Consider the following 15,977-nt stretch of genomic DNA (forward strand, 5'->3'; position numbering starts at 1 on the left):
CCCACGGTGCTCAAAGCAAAACCAGTGGGATGGCTGCCTCGGGCGAGCAAAGCCCCAGCCCGCATCTTTCCCGCATCCCTCGTGCTCGCAGGCGTGAGCGAGAGGCCCGCGCTCGCGCGTTTGCAAAGGCTCGCCGGGGCGTGTCGGTTCGTCGCTCATGCCAAAAAAAGGATTCCATGGGCCGGCTTGACTCAAGCGTTTTGTTCTTTTTCTGTTCTCATGGCGCATGAGATGATCGACACGCTGGGCAAGGCGACCCGGCACAACATGCTTTTGAAGGTGGAGTGCGCCTGCGGGAACGTGCGCTACTGCCGGTCGGCCGACCTGATGATAGTTTACTGCGGGGGCGCCAATCCCTTCCGCCTGAGGTTCGACTGCAGCCGGTGTAAGCCGGAGATCAAGGTGACGCTCGTCGAGGTTCACCCCGAACATCTGCCGAGGAAGCTTGTGATCCACAAACCCATGAAGGCCGACGGGAAAATCGTCTGGCACACCGAGCGGTTCCGGCCATGAGCAGCGCTGGCGCGTCGTCGCTCACATTTGTTGGATTGCTCTGGAAACAAGAAGACGACCGCCGAGCGGAGCGGGGGACCTGGCGTGTGTCGACGGTCGTCGGAAAACAAGGGGCCCAATATGGTCAGCAAACTGCGTTGCGATAGGCCTGACTCATTGTGGCGTCAGTCACCCTGATCCACATTAACATTTGTTGGTTTTTCATCCGAGCCGGAATCACAAGCCGGCAAGGTCGTTCACAAGCATGCCTTGAGAGACTGTGCGCCCTTTCGAGAATGCTGGCATCGGGGACGTTCGCAGGCGGCCACGGATGGTGGCTGCAGTGCGCGAAGGCATCTCGCCCGAAGGGTTCCACGACGAGGTCGATAGCGTGTTCGAAGTCGTCTTCGAGGCGATGCAGCACCCCGAGGGCGGCTTGGCCGGCTGAAACTGTGCCTAATGGTGAGGCGATGATGTGCTCGAGCGGTCGCAATCAGCCCGGTTTCAGCAGTCGAGTGAAGTTCGCACGGACGCGACGGCCGGAAGGTCTTTGCCGCGCCTCCGTTCAGAAGGACGGACTTTGACGTAGAGCTGCGCTTTACCCCGACACTGCACAGGGGGGCACACGCCGGGGCCGTCAAAGATCGATTGAAACATTGCCTTGCGCCCGGCTGCAACAGGCCAGCACATAACCCGCAGACTTATCTTCGGAAGTGAGCCCGCCAAGATCACACATCGACACTTCACCAGAGAGCTTGGCTATTCGGCAAGTGCCGCAAACTCCTTGCTGGCACGCGGTGGGGACATAGACGCCACATTTGCGCGCTGCATCCAGCAGGGTCTCTCCGGGCGCGCAGCAATGCTCTATTCCAGACTTGGTGAAGTGGACAAAAGACGAAATGGCAGAGGCTTCATCCGGAGCAGCACCGCCAGCGTAGCCTCCGAAGCTCTCCTCGTAATAGGCCAGCGGTTCAATACCAACTTCATCAAAACTGGCTTGTATTGCCTTCATGTAGAGTTCGGGGCCGCAAGTGTAGACTGTACGGTTGGCAAGATCGGGAACAAGGCGCAGGAGCAGGGGGCCATTTAACCGGCCACTCGGTTCTGCCCACGAGGAATCTCCCTTGGAACAAAGGAATGTCACCTCGACGTTGGGAAATCGGGCAGCGAGTGCATTGAGTTCCGATTTATAGATGATATCGCGCGGCGACCGCACGCTGTAGATGAGCCGAAGGTCCAGATCGGATGCTCGATCCGTCAACATTCGCAGCATCGACATAAGAGGCGTGATCCCGCTGCCGCCCGCAAGAAAGAGAGGCTTTTCGCTGGCAGCGCCATCGAGTTTGAACGAACCCAGGGGGCCTTCAATCTTGATTTCATCGCCGGACCGCAGATTGTCGTGGAGCCAATTGGAAACCAGCCCGCCAGGTGTCCGCTTTACCGTGATGTGCAAATCAAGTGGCCGAGTCGGTGGAGAGGAGACGGAGTAGGCTCGCGTCACATTGAGCCCGTCAATGCTGAGGCGAAGAAGCACATATTGTCCCGCATTGAAGCAGAACATGCGGTCTGACGCCGCGGAAAAGACAAACGTTTTCACGTCGTGCGTCTCGTCGATCACCCGACGGCAGACCATTGCCTGCGGCGATGAGTCGGCCCATTGCCGCTGCCGCATCGCAGCAACAAATTCGGAAGCCGGAAACGAGGTGTGTGCGTTCATTTGGGCTCTCAGTGTCGCGCCAACATGCCAGGCGAAGCCTTCGCGGAACAGCGAGTTGAGCCTTACTTTTTGATCGGGTATTTCGATCTATGTTTCGAGCGACATCACCGCGAGCTGGAGCGCACGAAGCCCCTTGCGGATGATCGGCTCATGCTTGCGCCGGGCGAGCATGGCCGTATGGACGGGCTGGTAAAGCGTCGGGGCGCCCTCGACCAGGAACGATGGGACCTCGGCCGTGAACCTGCGGGCATCGTCGTTGCGCATGTAACAACTCCCCCCGGTTCGTCGCAGCATTGCCTCGGCCAAGCTTTCGGATCCCATGGATAGCCTGGAAATTGCCAGGGCAGGGATCAGTTCCGAATGGGTTTTCTCGAGTACGACGGTGTACCCCGGGCGAATGTAGCTGTCAGGATTCACCTCCGATAGCGTCCTCGCAACGGTGGAGACCATCACATATTCCTCGACCATGAGGTGCTCATAAGTAATTTCGGGAAGATAGCGGGGTGCATAGAGCACGGCTATGTCGAGATTTCCCATGCTGAGATCGGTCACCATCTGATTGGAATAGTCGGACTCTACATGAATCGAGGCCTTTGGAAGAACCTGGCAGAGCGCCTCCACCCACCCAGGGAGCACCGAGCGTGTCATGCCAACCTGTGCGGCCACACGTAGCGTCCCTTCGAACCGGTTGAATGCGCGCACGTCATGGCGCGCTTGCGACCAGGTCGAAAGCATCGCTCGCGCGTAGGCTTCGAAACGTCGCCCCGCCGCGGTCGGCTCAGCGCCAGCACGACCACGATGGAAAAGCTCTGACCCCACCGCACTTTCCAGACCCTTGATCCGAGAACTCACCGTAGACTGAGTAATGTTCAGCCGGTCCGCAGTCCGGTTGAAGTTGCGCGATTCGATAATGTCGAGGAAGGTCTCGATGTGGTCCAGCTGCATGCATCATACCTTAATCGAAAAAGCCGATCATTAGCCAGAGATCATTGGCTTGATCTGGCAATTGTCAAGGCCGAAGGTGGAGGCAGTAACCGGCTAGGCGCGGCTAAGCCAGACAGGGAGCGAAAGCTAAAGTGTTTATCGTCGACTGCGATTGTCACAACTACTGGTCAAGCGCCACGGTTTTGGAGCCGTATCTTTCGGGCATCTGGAAGGACATGTTCATCGAGGGCGAGAAGACTGGCCCCAAAGGATCTTTCCCACACGGCCATCGCCCCTGGTTTCATCCGCAGGATTTCTCCCGAAAAGATGTGCGGCCCGAGACCGAGGCGGACAACTACCGGATCATGAAGGAAAAACATCTCGACAAGTATAATGTCGGGGTGGCAGTCCTGACCGGCGACGAGCCCATTGAAGCCTCGACGTTGGCCAACCCGTATTACGCTAGTGCCCTGGTCAGTGCCTACAATGACTATCAGATCGCGGAGTGGTTGCCGAAGGACAATCGCTTCATGGGTTCGATCGTCATTGCGCCCCAGGATCCAAAGCTGGCGGCCGCTGAAATCCGTCGGCTGGGCAATCATCCTCGCATGGTCCAGGTTCTAGCCTCCCAAGGCTCAGTGAAGCCGTATGGTGATCCCTTCTACCACCCGATCTATGAAGCCTGCGCGGAAATGGGATTGCCGTTCGCGATTCACCTCGGCGGGCACGGAGGTGTCAACTGGAACGCTGTCGCGCCTGCCCCCACTACTTTCTTCTGGGAAACGCACGCCATCCTGCACATGTCGGCGATCAGCCATGTCGCCAGCATGATCGCTCACGGCGTCTTTGAGAAATGGCCAGAACTCTATTTCGTCGTGATCGAATGCGGCGTCGCATGGGTGCCGACGGTGCTGTGGCGCCTCGACGCGGACTACAAGGCGCTGCGTAAAGAAACGCCATGGCTCAAGATGCTGCCATCGGAATATTGCCGCCGTAATATCCGCTTCTCAACACAGCCGCTGGAGCAGCCAGCCAACGTGCAGCATCTGTGGTCCATTCTGGAAGCGATGGATGGCGAGAACACGCTGATGTTTGCGTCAGACTATCCGCACTGGGACTATGACGACGCCAATACGCTCCACATTCCGCCTTCCTGGAAAGCGAAGGTGATGGGGCAGAATGCGCTCGAGGTCTACAAGCGCATTCCTGCCATCCTGACCGCGAACGCTGCCTGACGGAGCAGAATATGGGCGAGAAAACCTTCATCTGCCGCGTTGACGAGATCGAAGCCGGGACACCTGTCATTGCCAAAGTCCGGAGCCTTTCGGTGGGTGTGTTCCGGATCGGAGAGAGCTTCCATGCGCTGCTCAACATCTGTCCGCATCGCGGTGCGCCCCTCTGTGAGGGGCCGCAATGCGGGACGACCGCGCCGGTCGAGGATGCGCGGTTCATCTATCATCGAGAAAACGAGATCGTGCGCTGCGCCTGGCACGGCTGGGAGTTCGACATCAAGACGGGTTCCGCACTCGTCGACCCAACTGTGCGTGCGCGAACATTCCCGGTCACAGTTGAGGACGGCAACATTTATGTGACGGCGTGAGGGTCAAAACGATCAGCAGCCCGGTGCAGGGAGACGGAACCAACGGAAAAAGGCCTGACCGGCTGACTTGAATGGGTTCAAAAAAATAGCGGAAAATCCGCAAATGGGAGAACGGAAATGTCTGAATCTGAGTACAAATTTCGCGTCGCGCAAAGTCTGATCGGGCGCGGCAAGGTTTCCCGCCGCGACTTCATCCATTTAGGACTAGCGGCGGGCCTAACCGTCGCTGCCTCGGATCAGATCTTCGTCACCGTAGCACGGGCACAACCGCAGCAAGGCGGCTTCGCCAAACTTGGCATGGCGCATGGCGCGACAACAGATTCCATAGATCCGGCCGGCTATCCGGACACTTTCACGCAGACGGCCTTTTCAGGCGCTATGTCCAACGGCCTCACGGAGGTCGACGCCAAGGGTGGCATACAGCCGGACTTGGCCGAGAGCTTCGAATCTTCCAACGGGGCGAAGACTTGGGTTTTCAAGCTGCGCAAGGGCGTGACCTTCCACAACGGCAAGAAAGTGACGGCCGAAGATGTCGTGTCCTCGATGCGGTATCACATGGGTGTCGATACCAAATCGGCGGCGAAGTCTCTCCTTGAATCCGTTTCCGACATCAAGGCGGATGGCCCGGAAACGGTGGTCTTCACCCTCAACAGCGGCAACGCCGATTTCCCTTATATCATGAGCGACTATCATTTCGTCATCATGCCGAGCGTGGACGGGAAGGCGGATTGGGCATCAGGAACACGAACCGGCGCATTCGTGCTCGAGAATTTCCAGCCTGGGGTTTCGGCCAAGCTCAAGCGCAATCCGAACTATTTCAAGAACGGCAAGCCTTACTTGGACGAGGTGGAGTTCATCGCCATTACTGATTTGGCGGCACGCATGGCTGCCCTCTCCACCGGGGAAGTGGATTACATTGGCCGCGCCGATCTGAAGACACTCGGCATGCTGAAACGCAATCCAAAAATCGAGATCATCGAAGTCACCGGCTACGGCCACTATACCTTGCCGATGAACGTCACTATCGCACCCTTCGACAATCCGGACGTCCGCATGGCAATGAAGTGGGCGATCGACCGTCAAGAGATCGCTGACAAAATCTTCCTCGGACATGCCACCGTTGCCAATGACAGTCCGATCGCGCCGGCGATCAAGTTTTACAAGAACCCGGAGCCGCAACACCGTTTCGATCCTGAAAAAGCCCGCCATTATTTGAAGAAGGCGGGAATGGAAAAGCTAAAGGTTGATCTCTCGGTTGCCGATGCCGCTTTCGCAGGTGCGGTGGACGCGGGGGCGCTCATTCGCGAGACTGCCGCACAGTGCGGCATCGACGTCAATGTGGTGCGCGAGGCGGAGGACGCCTATTGGGACAATGTCTGGCTCAAGAAACCGTGGTGCGCTTCCTATTGGAGCGGTCGCGCGACAGCCGACTGGATGTTCACACAAGCCTTCGCAGCGGAATCCAGCTGGAACGAGTCATTCTGGAAAAATCCTCGTTTCAACGAATTGCTTGTCCAAGCACGAGCCGAGACGGATGAAGCCAAGCGCGCCGCTATGTATGGCGAGATGCAACAGCTGGCCCACGACGATAGCGGTAGCATCGTGCTGGTGTTTAACAACTTCGTCAGCGCCCAATCCAAGAAACTAGGCCATGGCGATGTGGCGCCGAATTGGGAAAATGACGGACTGAAGATGGCAGAGCGCTGGTGGATGGCGGAGGCGTAGGGTGTTTGCCAGCTGCGTCGCTCGCCCTGCGGACGGCGCAATCCTGGGAATGCGCGCATGCGTTTGAATCCGGTGGCAAAGACGGTTCTACAACGGTTAGGCCTCGGCCTAATTACCCTGTTCGTCGTCTCGATCATCATTTTTTCGGCGATTGCAATGCTCCCCGGCGACTTCGCCAAGGCGACACTCGGTCAATCTGCCACCCCGGAAACGGTCGCGGCCCTTCAACACGAGATCGGCCTCGATCGCCCCCCAGTTGAGCGTTACTTCAGCTGGATCGGTAAGATGGCAAAGGGTGACTTTGGATCCTCTTTTGCCAGTCGAACCGGCTACCGGCGGACGGTCGCCGAGATCATCGCACCTCGCCTTTACAACACCATGTTCCTGGCGGTCATGACCGCTCTCATCGCGGTGCCGCTGGCGCTGGGGCTGGGCATTGTCGCGGCCCTGTATCGCAACAGCTGGTTCGATCGGGTTGTAAACACGGTAACACTTACGACCATTTCGTTCCCGGAATTCTTCGTAGCCTACATGCTCGCCTTCCTGATTATCTCGCGCGATACCTTTGCGGGCACCGAATTCGCACAGTCTTTACCCGTCTGGCTGGCGATTTCGATAAACTGGACCCTGAACGTCGTGCCGAAGTTCCCGACGCTGGCCAATATCAACGACCAGACCCCTTTTTGGGACCATGTCTGGCGCGCCGCTCTGCCGTCCGCCACGCTCACGCTTGTCATCGTTGCTCACATGATGCGGATGACGCGCGCAGCGATTCTCAACATGCTTTCGAGCCCCTATATCGACATGGCCCGGTTGAAGGGAATGAGGCCAATGGTGGTCGTGCTTCGGCACGCGTTGCCAAACGCCTGGGCCCCGATTGTGACGGTTGTGGCCTTCAATCTTGCGTATCTCATCGTCGGCGTCGTGGTTGTCGAGGTGGTGTTCGTCTACCCCGGCGTCGGCCAACTGATGGTCGATGCCGTGAGATCGAGAGACGTACCGGTTGTTCAAGCCTGCGCGCTGGTGTTCGCCGCTACCTACGTCCTGCTCAACCTGATCGCCGACATCATTTCGATCGCAACCAACCCGAGACTTTTGCACCCACGATGACAAGTGCAGAGCCCGTGATCCAGACCACCAGGGCGCCAAGGGTAAGGCGGACGCGCCGATCTCGCATCAGAATAGCCCTGAAGAAGGCCCCGCTCAGCGCCTGGTTCGGTATGGGCGTGATCCTCTGCTACGCTGTTGTCGCCTTGTTTGCGCCTCTGATCGCTCCATATCGAGAAACACAGGTCTTTAGCGAGGCATTCGCGCCCTGGAGCCACGAGTTTGCGTTCGGGACTGACCAACTCGGTCGCGACATGCTTACGCGACTGATCTACGGCGCCCGCAACACGATCGGCATCGCCTTCATCACAACTATCTTGTCCTTTGCAGCGGGTGTGACGCTCGGCCTTCTCGCTGCAATGTACCGGGGCTGGCTAGACCAACTATTGTCACGCGCCGTGGACGTGTTGATGTCGATCCCGAGCCTGATTTTCGCGCTGATGTTGCTTTCGATATTCGGCTCTTCGATAACCAGCCTGATCTTGGTGATAGCGCTGCTCGATTCGACGCGCGTGTTCCGTCTGGCCCGGGCAGTTGGCCTGAACGTAGTGGTGATGGAATATGTCGAGGTCGCACAGCTGCGGGGCGAAGGCCCCGCATGGATTCTCCGCAAGGAAATCTTGCCCAACATTCTGCTGCCGCTCATCGCAGAGTTTGGTCTGCGATTCTGTTTTGTTTTTTTGACCATTGCAGCATTGTCGTTCCTGGGCGTCGGCATACAGCCGCCATCCGCCGATTGGGGATCGATGGTGCGGGAAAACGCGACGCTGATTACCTATGGCGATGTCACGCCGCTTTTGCCCGCGGGCGCCATTGCCCTTCTCACAGTAGCGGTGAACTTCGTCGTGGACTGGTTTCTGCATTCAACGAGCGGGCTGCGTGATGAAAACTAGCAGTGTCATCGCGCGCGAAAGGGGGACAGATCTTCTCACGGTCCGCGACCTTCACGTTGAAGGATTCTCCGACGAGCGCTGGCACCCGATCGTACGCGGTGTGGATTTCTCGCTCAAGCGCGGAGAAGTGTTGGGCCTGATTGGGGAATCCGGAGCCGGCAAGTCCACTATCGGCCTTGCTGCAATGGGATATGCCAAGCCAGGATGCCGCATTACCCGCGGCTCGGTGCTGTTCGATGGGGTCGATCTTTTGTCGATGAGCGAAGCACGCCGTCGGCGGCTCCGAGGCTCCCGCATTGCTTATGTGGCGCAAAGCGCGGCTGCCTGGTTCAACCCGGCTCACCGGCTCCTTGATCAGACCGTGGAAACGGCGGTTGCGCACGGGATCGCCAGCCGAGGCGAGGCCAACCGTGATGCTGTGGAGCTTTATAAACGCCTCCAACTTCCACAGCCAGAGACCATAGGCTTCCGCTATCCGCATCAGGTATCCGGCGGCCAGTTGCAGCGAGCCATGACCGCCATGGCCATGGCTTGCCGACCCGACCTGATTGTGTTCGATGAGCCGACAACTGCGCTCGATGTGACAACGCAAGTCGAGGTCTTGGCGTCGATCCGCAGGGTCGTTGAAGATTTTAACACTGCAGCGATATACGTGACACACGATCTGGCGGTAGTGGCGCAGATGGCGGACCGGATCATGGTTCTACGCCACGGACAAACTGTCGAGGAAGCGGGTACACGGCAGATGCTCACGGCCCCTGCTCAGGAATACACTCGGACGCTCTGGGCTGTGCGCAAACTTGCCAAGCCGGAGATTGAGGCCCGGGACCACATACTTACCATCGACAATGTCACCGCCGCATATGCCGGAGGGGTCAAGGTGCTGTCCGACGTGTCCATCAGGGTTCCGCGTGGCCGGACAGTCGCGTTGGTGGGTGAATCAGGGTCCGGGAAATCGACACTCGCCCGTGTCGTGACCGGTTTGCTGCCTGCTATGTCCGGGTCGATCTCATTTGACGCCCAGCCGCTTCCCTTGTCTTTAAAGCAGCGCTCGAAAGACCTGCTGCGGCGTATACAAATGATCTATCAATCGCCGGACAGCGCGCTTAACCCTCGCCAGACTGTCGAGGAGGTAATCGCGCGTCCGCTCGAGTTCTATTTAGGCTTAAAAGGGGAGCAGCGCGACCGCCGGATCGGCGAACTCATGCATATGATCGAGATGGACGAAAGTTTCCTCGACAGGCTGCCCGGTGAATTGTCCGGAGGCCAGAAACAGCGGATCTGCATTGCGCGCGCGCTCGCCGCGAATCCCGAGCTCATCATCTGTGACGAGGTCACTTCGGCTCTGGATCAAATTGTGCAAGAAGAAATCTTGAAGCTTCTAATACGCCTACAGCGCGAACTCGGCGTCAGCTACATCTTTATCACCCATGATATCGCGACAGTAAGAGCAATCGCGGACGAAGTCGTCGTCATGCACCAAGGGAAGGTTGTGGAGCAGGGTCCAAAAACCGAGATACTGACGTCACCCCACGCTGCCTACACCGAACTGCTACTCTCCTCCGTCCCGGCAATGGATCCGGATTGGCTGACGGGACTTCTAGCAAAACGGAAGCGCCAAGGCACTCTGGATGCGGCTGGCTAAACAGCCCTGCGCACCGGATCAGCACTTCTCGAATTCTTATTGCCCAAGATTGATGGCGTCTCCAACGCGAAAATGCCGCGACGGCAGCTCTGCGCCTCCGTCCGGCCATTGGAGCTAGCTTGCCCGGCGGCCGTAAGCAGACTTCGCTGCTCAAAAGGCGAGAACGATGCACAGAGACGAAGTTAAGGGCGCAGCGAGGGAAGTGGGAATCAAAGCAGGATCAAGGCTTCGGTCGGCGTTAATCGTGGAAGCCGCTGCTGGGGACAGAAAAGCGACTGGCGACGTTACTGGACGGCCAAGGTCTCGCCGATGATGCATTGGCACAGTGATTCGTCGCTGCTAGAGACCGCTATGTTGCACTCCAAGGCGAAGCCGGACCGAAGCCTCTAGGTCTTTGGCAAAACCAAGCGCGAACTGAAGAACCGTCGTTTCATTCGAAGCAACAGATCCTTGGCCCTCGATAGCGATCGGCAGTTCTATTTTGCCGGCGGGTGAGGTCGCGCGAACATTAAATAAAAGCTGGCCACCGGGCCGCTCATCAACTGTTATCAATTCGACAGTTGCCATTGTTACTCTCCCACTCGTCACCCGAATTCCTGAACCCTCACCTCGGTTGGCTGGGAATTGCAGTTTTTCGGCTCTAGTCCGGTCGATACCTTTGGGCCAACGAGGGGCTCGTTCACATCAGGCGATTGCGTTCCGCGAGTTCGCGTGCCCGCCTCAGAGTGCCGTCAGTGTCAGCGATCCTGCACCTTGCTGCTTCGTCGGTTCTAATCGTCAGCCGAGCTGAGATAATCTTGGGTGACTTGGTGACCGCCTCGATCACCAGGGGCGGTGCATCCGGTGTTTTCATGGTTCTCATGGGTCGTATCCTTTTAAGTGACATGACTGCAGGAGGCAGTCGACATTCGGCGATTGCTCCACAGGACCGGGCCAGGAGCCCCTGAACCGAACTATGGGCCTCGCCAATCAGGATTCCCGGCCGGCCTCCTCCCGCCGCTTGGCGTCCTGAATGTTCAGTTCGCCAACAATTTTGCGCCCGGCACGCCTTGATGCCTATTATCATCTTCTTCTCGAACTCGGCGGGTTGGCCGGTGAAGATGTCAAAAACGGTCCAGCTGTTCGGCTCGTCCATCCGAAGCGCGCAGCGGTTTGCCATGCTCGAGTCCTTCTCGTTTCGCCTCTCGACGAATGTCGACCGGCTCAGGCTTTTATGATCACTAAAACTGAGGCCAGCACAGCGACAATCCAGAGCGCGACACACACCGTGCGAGTGGACCATAAGAAGAGAGCGCCGCCCCCACGCGCGTCCCCACCATCCCATTTGCGCTAGCCCCCGCCGTCGCGACAGCGAGCGGCGCCCTGGTCCCAAGCTTGCCGAAAGCGCGAGGCTGTTCACGCACGGAAAAAATGCCGTGCTTCACGGCTGCTGTCGGGCGACCCAGCTTTAACGGCAACTTCTTTCCTGTGGCGGAACGGGTGTGCATACCCGTTTATAGACGACTTACCTCGCCATAGATAGGAGAACCGAAATTATTTGCAGGCCCCGTAAAATTATCTGCGCAATAATTGCGAGGCGTGTAAAATATGGCGTTGCATGACGAGAATTTCTGCCAAATTTTCTGACGTCAGTGTTCTGATTTTTATTTAACCAGGAAAAATAAAACGCGGCCGTCACCTTGCCGGCAGCGCAATTGTGTCACATATATAAAATTCGTTGATTTGGTGTGTCTCTCGTGAAAGTGAAGCGGCGCCATCCGCCCCGAATTGGCGAATGCGCGACCGTCGTTCGCTTCAATGCGGTGTTTATGCTGCCGGGCCTCGATGCGCCACAGCCGGAGAGTATCGCGTCGATCTCGACGGGAATCTCTCGAAGGGCTCCCGCATGGCGCCGCGTGGCAACTTTCATTCACCTGCCGGCGACCTCCGCGAAGTGATCCACGCAGCAAAAATGCCGATCGAACTGGCTTCGCTCGAGGCCGCGCTCGACAAGGACCGGAGGCAACCATGACCACGCTCATGCAACGCAACGCGCGACCAATCCAGCACGGAGCCCCGACACGTCTTTTTGACGTCGGGCAGGCGGTCCGGCTGAAAGGTGGTGCCGGCGTGGTCCGAGACCGGTGAAATCTATCGTGTCACCCGTACCCTGCCCCCGAGGGAAACTCGCCGTAATACCGCATCCGCAGCGACGCCGAATCGCATGAGCGGGTGGTGATGGAGAACAGGCTGGAACCGGTCGACGAGGTGTCGGACGGTGGCATAATGCTCATCGAAAGGACATTCGGACATGGCCAAAGGACAGAAACGCTCGAACCGAGAAATCAGGAAGCCGAAGCAGGAAAAAGTTCCGGTGAAGCCTGAGAGCGCGTTCGGGCAAATCAAAGGCGCGAGCGGCACCCAAAGCAAGAGCAAGGGCTGACGGCAGGATGTTTGCGCGCGACGGGCTCGGATGAAAGTCGTGATCGAATTCTATCGCACGCGCGTTGCCGACGACGCGCACGCCGTCGTCGGCCGTGAGACCGTAGAGGCGGCTGACCTCGACGCGGCGATCGAGATCGCGCTGCTTCTGGCAAGGACGCTGAACATGCCGCAGTGGCCAGATGCCGTCGCAATTGCCGACGCCGACGGGACGACGATCTACTCCGGCGTCCTTGCCGCGCAGGCGGGGACGGACAAAGGGCCGCCACCATGAACGCGAGCAACCACCGCACCGATGCCGCTCGCGAACCCTCGGCTCGCCCAGGCGAGGAAAATGCAGCCGGCGCGCAGGCACGCGATTTTAGGGACCACCAATATGGCCGCCGCGTCGAAGCCGATCGTTCCTGGACGGTCTATCACGTCTTCACGGGCATTCCAGCGCATGTCAACGGCGCCTCCATGATTGGGCTCAGCCGTTCGGAAGCGACCAAAAGCATGCTGTCCCTCAACCTTCGCAACAGCGAGCGCCGCAAGGAGAGGATCGCCCCGCGGTCATCCATCGCCGGCGCTCCCGAAACACCGGCAGGCCAGTCATGACGCTCGCCTTCCCGAACCCGAGCCGTAGCTTCGATGAAGTACGCAATGCCGTCTGCTTCATCGGCTATGACGGCATGTTTCAAATCCGTTTCTTCATCGAGGCAGAGGCGCTGGCCAAATCCGGTGTTGCCCTGGGCGGAAACGGAAGGAGCGCCGAGACGGCTTGTCTTTCGGCATTTGACGCCTTACGAACCTCTATCCAGGACGTGGCCGGGAAAGTTTATGCCCACAACCGCCGCGACTCCTATACTTTGACCGCCGCCGATTTCCGGTAGCCGTATCCGGAATGCGATCAAGGCGGACCGAATAATATGCCAATCACGCTCGTCTTTCTGCGCAGTCGGGCGTAGGGTGCACGATGGCCGGCAAAAACTTTCGGGTTCCTGTGGTTGTCTACATCGCCGGCCTGATCGGCTTCGCTCTCATCGAGTCCGTCGCCCAGGCCACGGATTTCCTGTTTGACCATTGGCCTGGAAATGACAGCCCGGCGTGGACTGACGCGATGAAGTGCTGCGCCGAAGATAGTGCTGCCGAGACGCGAGTGCGGCATTCCTTACCGCGCTTAAGGGTGCGGGGATCAGCTACGATCGCACGGTTGAGATATACTGAGCTTGGCGACACCGGCTGCGCGCTTTTTAGCCGCGCGCGCTGGCCGGATTGCGGTTCCAAATCTCAGCAGCTGCTTAGCGAGATTACCATATCTGCATACGGAGAGTTCAAATGGCGATGAAGCCAAACTATCGATACGAGCGGAGTCAACGAGAGAGGGCTAAGGCGGCCAAGAAAGAAGCTAAGCTTGCCGGGAAAGCTGCAAAGGAGAAACCCTCATCGATAGAAGGGAAAGAAGCACAGGAGAGCGCTACTGATGAAAGCTAAGGCATGGCGATGACAAAGCGCGAGACGGATACCTTCGAAATCGACGTAGAGTGTCCCCGTTGCCATTATCAGGCAAAGACGCTCGTCGGCTGGATTCGTACTCACACCCAGATGGAATGCTCCAATTGCGGCGACATCATTGACATTGAGAGCAAAAACTTCAGGTCGCACGAACAGCACTAGGGAAAGCTCTATGATACCGTCCGAGCCGCGGTCGCCGCGCCTAGCCGTTCTGATCGATGCCGACAATGCCTCGGCCAAAATCGCCGACGGGCTGTTCGAGGAGATCGCCAAAATTGGCGAGGCCAGCGTGCGTCGCATCTACGGCGATTTTTCAAGCTCGCGTTCGAAAGCGTGGGCCGACGTTCTTTCGAAGCACGCAATCATACCCCAGCAGCAGTTCGCCTACACGACAGGCAAGAACGCCTCCGACATCACCCTCGTGATCGACGCGATGGATCTGCTCCATAGCGGTCGGCTTGATGGTTTCTGCCTGGTTTCCTCCGATAGTGATTTTACCCGGCTGGCCGCCCGCATCCGCGAGCAGGGCATCGATGTCTTCGGCTTCGGCGAACAGAAGACGCCCGAGAGTTTCCGACAGGCATGCCGGCGATTTGTCTATAGCGAGAATCTGCTTCCGTCTGCACCCGCGAACGAACCCGAGGCGATATCGAGCATGAAGCCATTGCAGCCGCCTTCAGCTGCCGTGCCGATCATCCGGAAGATCATCGCGCAGATGGAAAGCGAGGATGGCTGGGTTCCGCTCGGTGCGGTCGGCACGCAGCTTGCCAATCTGGCCTCCGACTTCGATCCCCGCACCTTTGGTTTTCGCAAGCTAAGCGATCTCGTCCGCAAGACGAACGCATTCGAAATCGACCGTCCGGAGGGCGGGACGTTCCGCATCAGAATGAAGCCGGAGGCCGCGCGAAGGCGAGGGCGCAAGACGTGATCGGTAAGGCGCAGGTATTCGGACTCTTAGGTTGGCCATCTATCCATGGACGAGCGTTTCCATACCCGCCCGGTCCTGTTCGCCGCGCAGTTGGTCGAGCAGATCGATCAAGGCTTTGCCTTCGGGTGATTCAACTCCGCGGGCAATGAAGGTCTCGATGTCGACCTCGGAGGGTTGACCGCCCGAGGCCCGGTTCGGCTCATGCCTCACGAAAATCTCGTCCCGCTCGCCAACCTTGACGACCAGCCAGCGGTCGCCGTTCGACTTGTGTAGACTGCCCGTGACAATTGGAGCGCCAAGCTGGTCTAACAATCTCGAAAGCTCTTGTCCCCGGTCGGACAAGATCAGCACTAAGCGTGGCCACTCGCCGGAACAATGCGCGGCGGTTGGGCCAGATGGTCGTCTATAACGAAAAGGAATCCCGCGCTTACAGGTGCGCGCGGTCTATGCCCGCGCTGTCAGCAAGGGCATCTGTTTTCCGGGTTCCTGAAGCTTGCGCCGCGATGCGAGATCTGTGGCCTCCATTATTCCTTCGCGGATCCGGCCGATGGGCCTGCCTTCTTTTCGATGTTCCATGGTGGCGTTCCCCGCGCTGGCTTTCGCCTTGTGGCTCCAACTCGGCTTCAACCCGCCATATTTTGTTCATGTCGTGACCACGCTGCCGCTCACAGTTGGCGCGTGCTTCGGCCGCTCAAGGGCTGGCTCTCCTGCTCTCAGCATTTTCACAAGGCCCAAGAAGGTTCGATCGATCGCGAATTTCATGCCCAACAGGCCGAGCGGCGGCGTGGAACAGAGGCCCTGTAGCGCTCTATTTCTGGTTAACGGCCCGCTTTACGGCTTAGCCGCGGGCTTCGGGCCGGAGTCCCCTGGAGTTGCCCGCACCGATCTCTGGGCCGCATAGTTCGGCGCCACAATGCCTCTGACGTTGCCCCCAGTTTCTATCCAGTTTTGTCATTTCCGGCCTGGGTTGTGCCCTGCTGGGCGGGTGAAGCGACAGTCGCTGGCGCGGAGCCTTTGGCATAGCGCAGCGC

General features: G+C 58.4%; 19 protein-coding genes and 1 pseudogene. 16 read left to right on the forward strand and 4 right to left on the reverse strand.

Features of this window, described 5'->3' with window-relative positions; genetic code table 11:
• The first annotated feature begins 231 nt into the window (after positions 1 to 231).
• Complete coding sequence (locus CK224_RS08400) at positions 232 to 513, forward strand: hypothetical protein (RefSeq protein ID WP_245425779.1); 282 nt, start codon at positions 232 to 234, stop codon at positions 511 to 513.
• 616 nt (positions 514 to 1,129) lie between these two features.
• Here the strand turns inward: CK224_RS08400 and CK224_RS08405 are convergent.
• The gene (locus CK224_RS08405; protein ID WP_095781415.1) at positions 1,130 to 2,209 is read right to left on the reverse strand and encodes a hybrid-cluster NAD(P)-dependent oxidoreductase; all 1,080 of its coding nucleotides are present in this window, start codon (positions 2,207 to 2,209) and stop codon (positions 1,130 to 1,132) included.
• A gap of 87 nt (positions 2,210 to 2,296) precedes the next feature.
• Positions 2,297 to 3,154, reverse strand: a complete 858-nt coding sequence (locus CK224_RS08410; protein ID WP_095781416.1) for a LysR family transcriptional regulator — start codon at positions 3,152 to 3,154, stop codon at positions 2,297 to 2,299.
• Positions 3,155 to 3,285: 131 nt separating this feature from the next.
• Here CK224_RS08410 and CK224_RS08415 point away from each other — a divergent pair, with 131 nt between their 5' ends.
• From CK224_RS08415 to CK224_RS08440, 6 genes are all read left to right on the forward strand, one after another.
• Entirely contained in the window at positions 3,286 to 4,368 is a 1,083-nt protein-coding gene (locus CK224_RS08415; RefSeq protein WP_095781417.1) for an amidohydrolase family protein, read from the forward strand.
• A gap of 11 nt (positions 4,369 to 4,379) precedes the next feature.
• Positions 4,380 to 4,733, forward strand: a complete 354-nt coding sequence (locus CK224_RS08420; protein WP_095781418.1) for a Rieske (2Fe-2S) protein — start codon at positions 4,380 to 4,382, stop codon at positions 4,731 to 4,733.
• Positions 4,734 to 4,850: 117 nt separating this feature from the next.
• Complete coding sequence (locus CK224_RS08425) at positions 4,851 to 6,458, forward strand: ABC transporter substrate-binding protein (RefSeq protein WP_095781419.1); 1,608 nt, start codon at positions 4,851 to 4,853, stop codon at positions 6,456 to 6,458.
• 63 nt (positions 6,459 to 6,521) lie between these two features.
• Positions 6,522 to 7,568 carry an ABC transporter permease gene (locus CK224_RS08430; RefSeq protein WP_095781475.1) on the forward strand — a complete coding sequence of 349 codons (1,047 nt, stop codon included), beginning with the start codon at positions 6,522 to 6,524 and terminating at the stop codon, positions 7,566 to 7,568.
• Positions 7,565 to 8,458, forward strand: coding sequence for an ABC transporter permease (locus tag CK224_RS08435; RefSeq protein WP_095781420.1), 894 nt, complete (start codon positions 7,565 to 7,567; stop codon positions 8,456 to 8,458). The genes CK224_RS08430 and CK224_RS08435 overlap by 4 nt, the downstream gene beginning before the upstream one ends.
• The gene (locus tag CK224_RS08440; RefSeq protein WP_095781421.1) at positions 8,448 to 10,103 is read left to right on the forward strand and encodes an ABC transporter ATP-binding protein; all 1,656 of its coding nucleotides are present in this window, start codon (positions 8,448 to 8,450) and stop codon (positions 10,101 to 10,103) included. The genes CK224_RS08435 and CK224_RS08440 overlap by 11 nt, the downstream gene beginning before the upstream one ends.
• Positions 10,104 to 10,442: 339 nt before the next feature.
• Here CK224_RS08440 and CK224_RS30690 read toward each other — a convergent pair whose 3' ends face one another.
• On the reverse strand, positions 10,443 to 10,670 hold the full coding sequence (locus CK224_RS30690) for a hypothetical protein (RefSeq protein ID WP_141245789.1): 228 nt from the start codon (positions 10,668 to 10,670) through the stop codon (positions 10,443 to 10,445).
• 1,207 nt (positions 10,671 to 11,877) lie between these two features.
• Between CK224_RS30690 and CK224_RS30695 the strand changes: the two genes are divergently transcribed.
• From CK224_RS30695 to CK224_RS08485, 8 genes are all read left to right on the forward strand, one after another.
• The gene (locus tag CK224_RS30695) at positions 11,878 to 12,114 is read left to right on the forward strand and encodes a hypothetical protein (protein ID WP_245425781.1); all 237 of its coding nucleotides are present in this window, start codon (positions 11,878 to 11,880) and stop codon (positions 12,112 to 12,114) included.
• Between the two features lie 279 nt (positions 12,115 to 12,393).
• A complete protein-coding gene (locus CK224_RS32335) occupies positions 12,394 to 12,525 on the forward strand; it encodes a hypothetical protein (RefSeq protein WP_280952251.1) in 132 nt (43 codons plus the stop codon).
• Positions 12,526 to 12,555: 30 nt separating this feature from the next.
• A complete protein-coding gene (locus tag CK224_RS08460; RefSeq protein ID WP_095781423.1) occupies positions 12,556 to 12,798 on the forward strand; it encodes a hypothetical protein in 243 nt (80 codons plus the stop codon).
• Entirely contained in the window at positions 12,795 to 13,121 is a 327-nt protein-coding gene (locus CK224_RS08465) for a hypothetical protein (RefSeq protein ID WP_095781424.1), read from the forward strand. Before CK224_RS08460 ends, CK224_RS08465 begins: the two co-directional genes overlap by 4 nt.
• Positions 13,118 to 13,396 (forward strand): DUF1488 domain-containing protein, encoded by a 279-nt coding sequence (locus CK224_RS08470; protein WP_095781425.1) that lies wholly within the window; start codon positions 13,118 to 13,120, stop codon positions 13,394 to 13,396. The genes CK224_RS08465 and CK224_RS08470 overlap by 4 nt, the downstream gene beginning before the upstream one ends.
• A gap of 83 nt (positions 13,397 to 13,479) precedes the next feature.
• Entirely contained in the window at positions 13,480 to 13,851 is a 372-nt protein-coding gene (locus tag CK224_RS08475) for a DUF982 domain-containing protein (RefSeq protein ID WP_095781426.1), read from the forward strand.
• Positions 13,842 to 13,997 carry a hypothetical protein gene (locus CK224_RS31220; protein WP_176477877.1) on the forward strand — a complete coding sequence of 52 codons (156 nt, stop codon included), beginning with the start codon at positions 13,842 to 13,844 and terminating at the stop codon, positions 13,995 to 13,997. The genes CK224_RS08475 and CK224_RS31220 overlap by 10 nt, the downstream gene beginning before the upstream one ends.
• Positions 13,998 to 14,193: 196 nt before the next feature.
• The gene (locus tag CK224_RS08485) at positions 14,194 to 14,946 is read left to right on the forward strand and encodes an NYN domain-containing protein (RefSeq protein WP_095781476.1); all 753 of its coding nucleotides are present in this window, start codon (positions 14,194 to 14,196) and stop codon (positions 14,944 to 14,946) included.
• Positions 14,947 to 14,985: 39 nt separating this feature from the next.
• Here the strand turns inward: CK224_RS08485 and CK224_RS08490 are convergent, their stop codons facing one another.
• Positions 14,986 to 15,297 (reverse strand): hypothetical protein, encoded by a 312-nt coding sequence (locus tag CK224_RS08490; RefSeq protein ID WP_141245790.1) that lies wholly within the window; start codon positions 15,295 to 15,297, stop codon positions 14,986 to 14,988.
• Between the two features lie 24 nt (positions 15,298 to 15,321).
• On the opposite strand from CK224_RS08490, the pseudogene CK224_RS08495 reads away from it, so the two are divergent.
• A pseudogene (locus CK224_RS08495) lies at positions 15,322 to 15,750 on the forward strand (DUF983 domain-containing protein).
• Positions 15,751 to 15,977 lie beyond the last annotated feature (227 nt).

The sequence above is a fragment of the Mesorhizobium sp. WSM3862 genome, assembly GCF_002294985.1.
Taxonomy (GTDB): Bacteria; Pseudomonadota; Alphaproteobacteria; order Rhizobiales; family Rhizobiaceae; genus Mesorhizobium.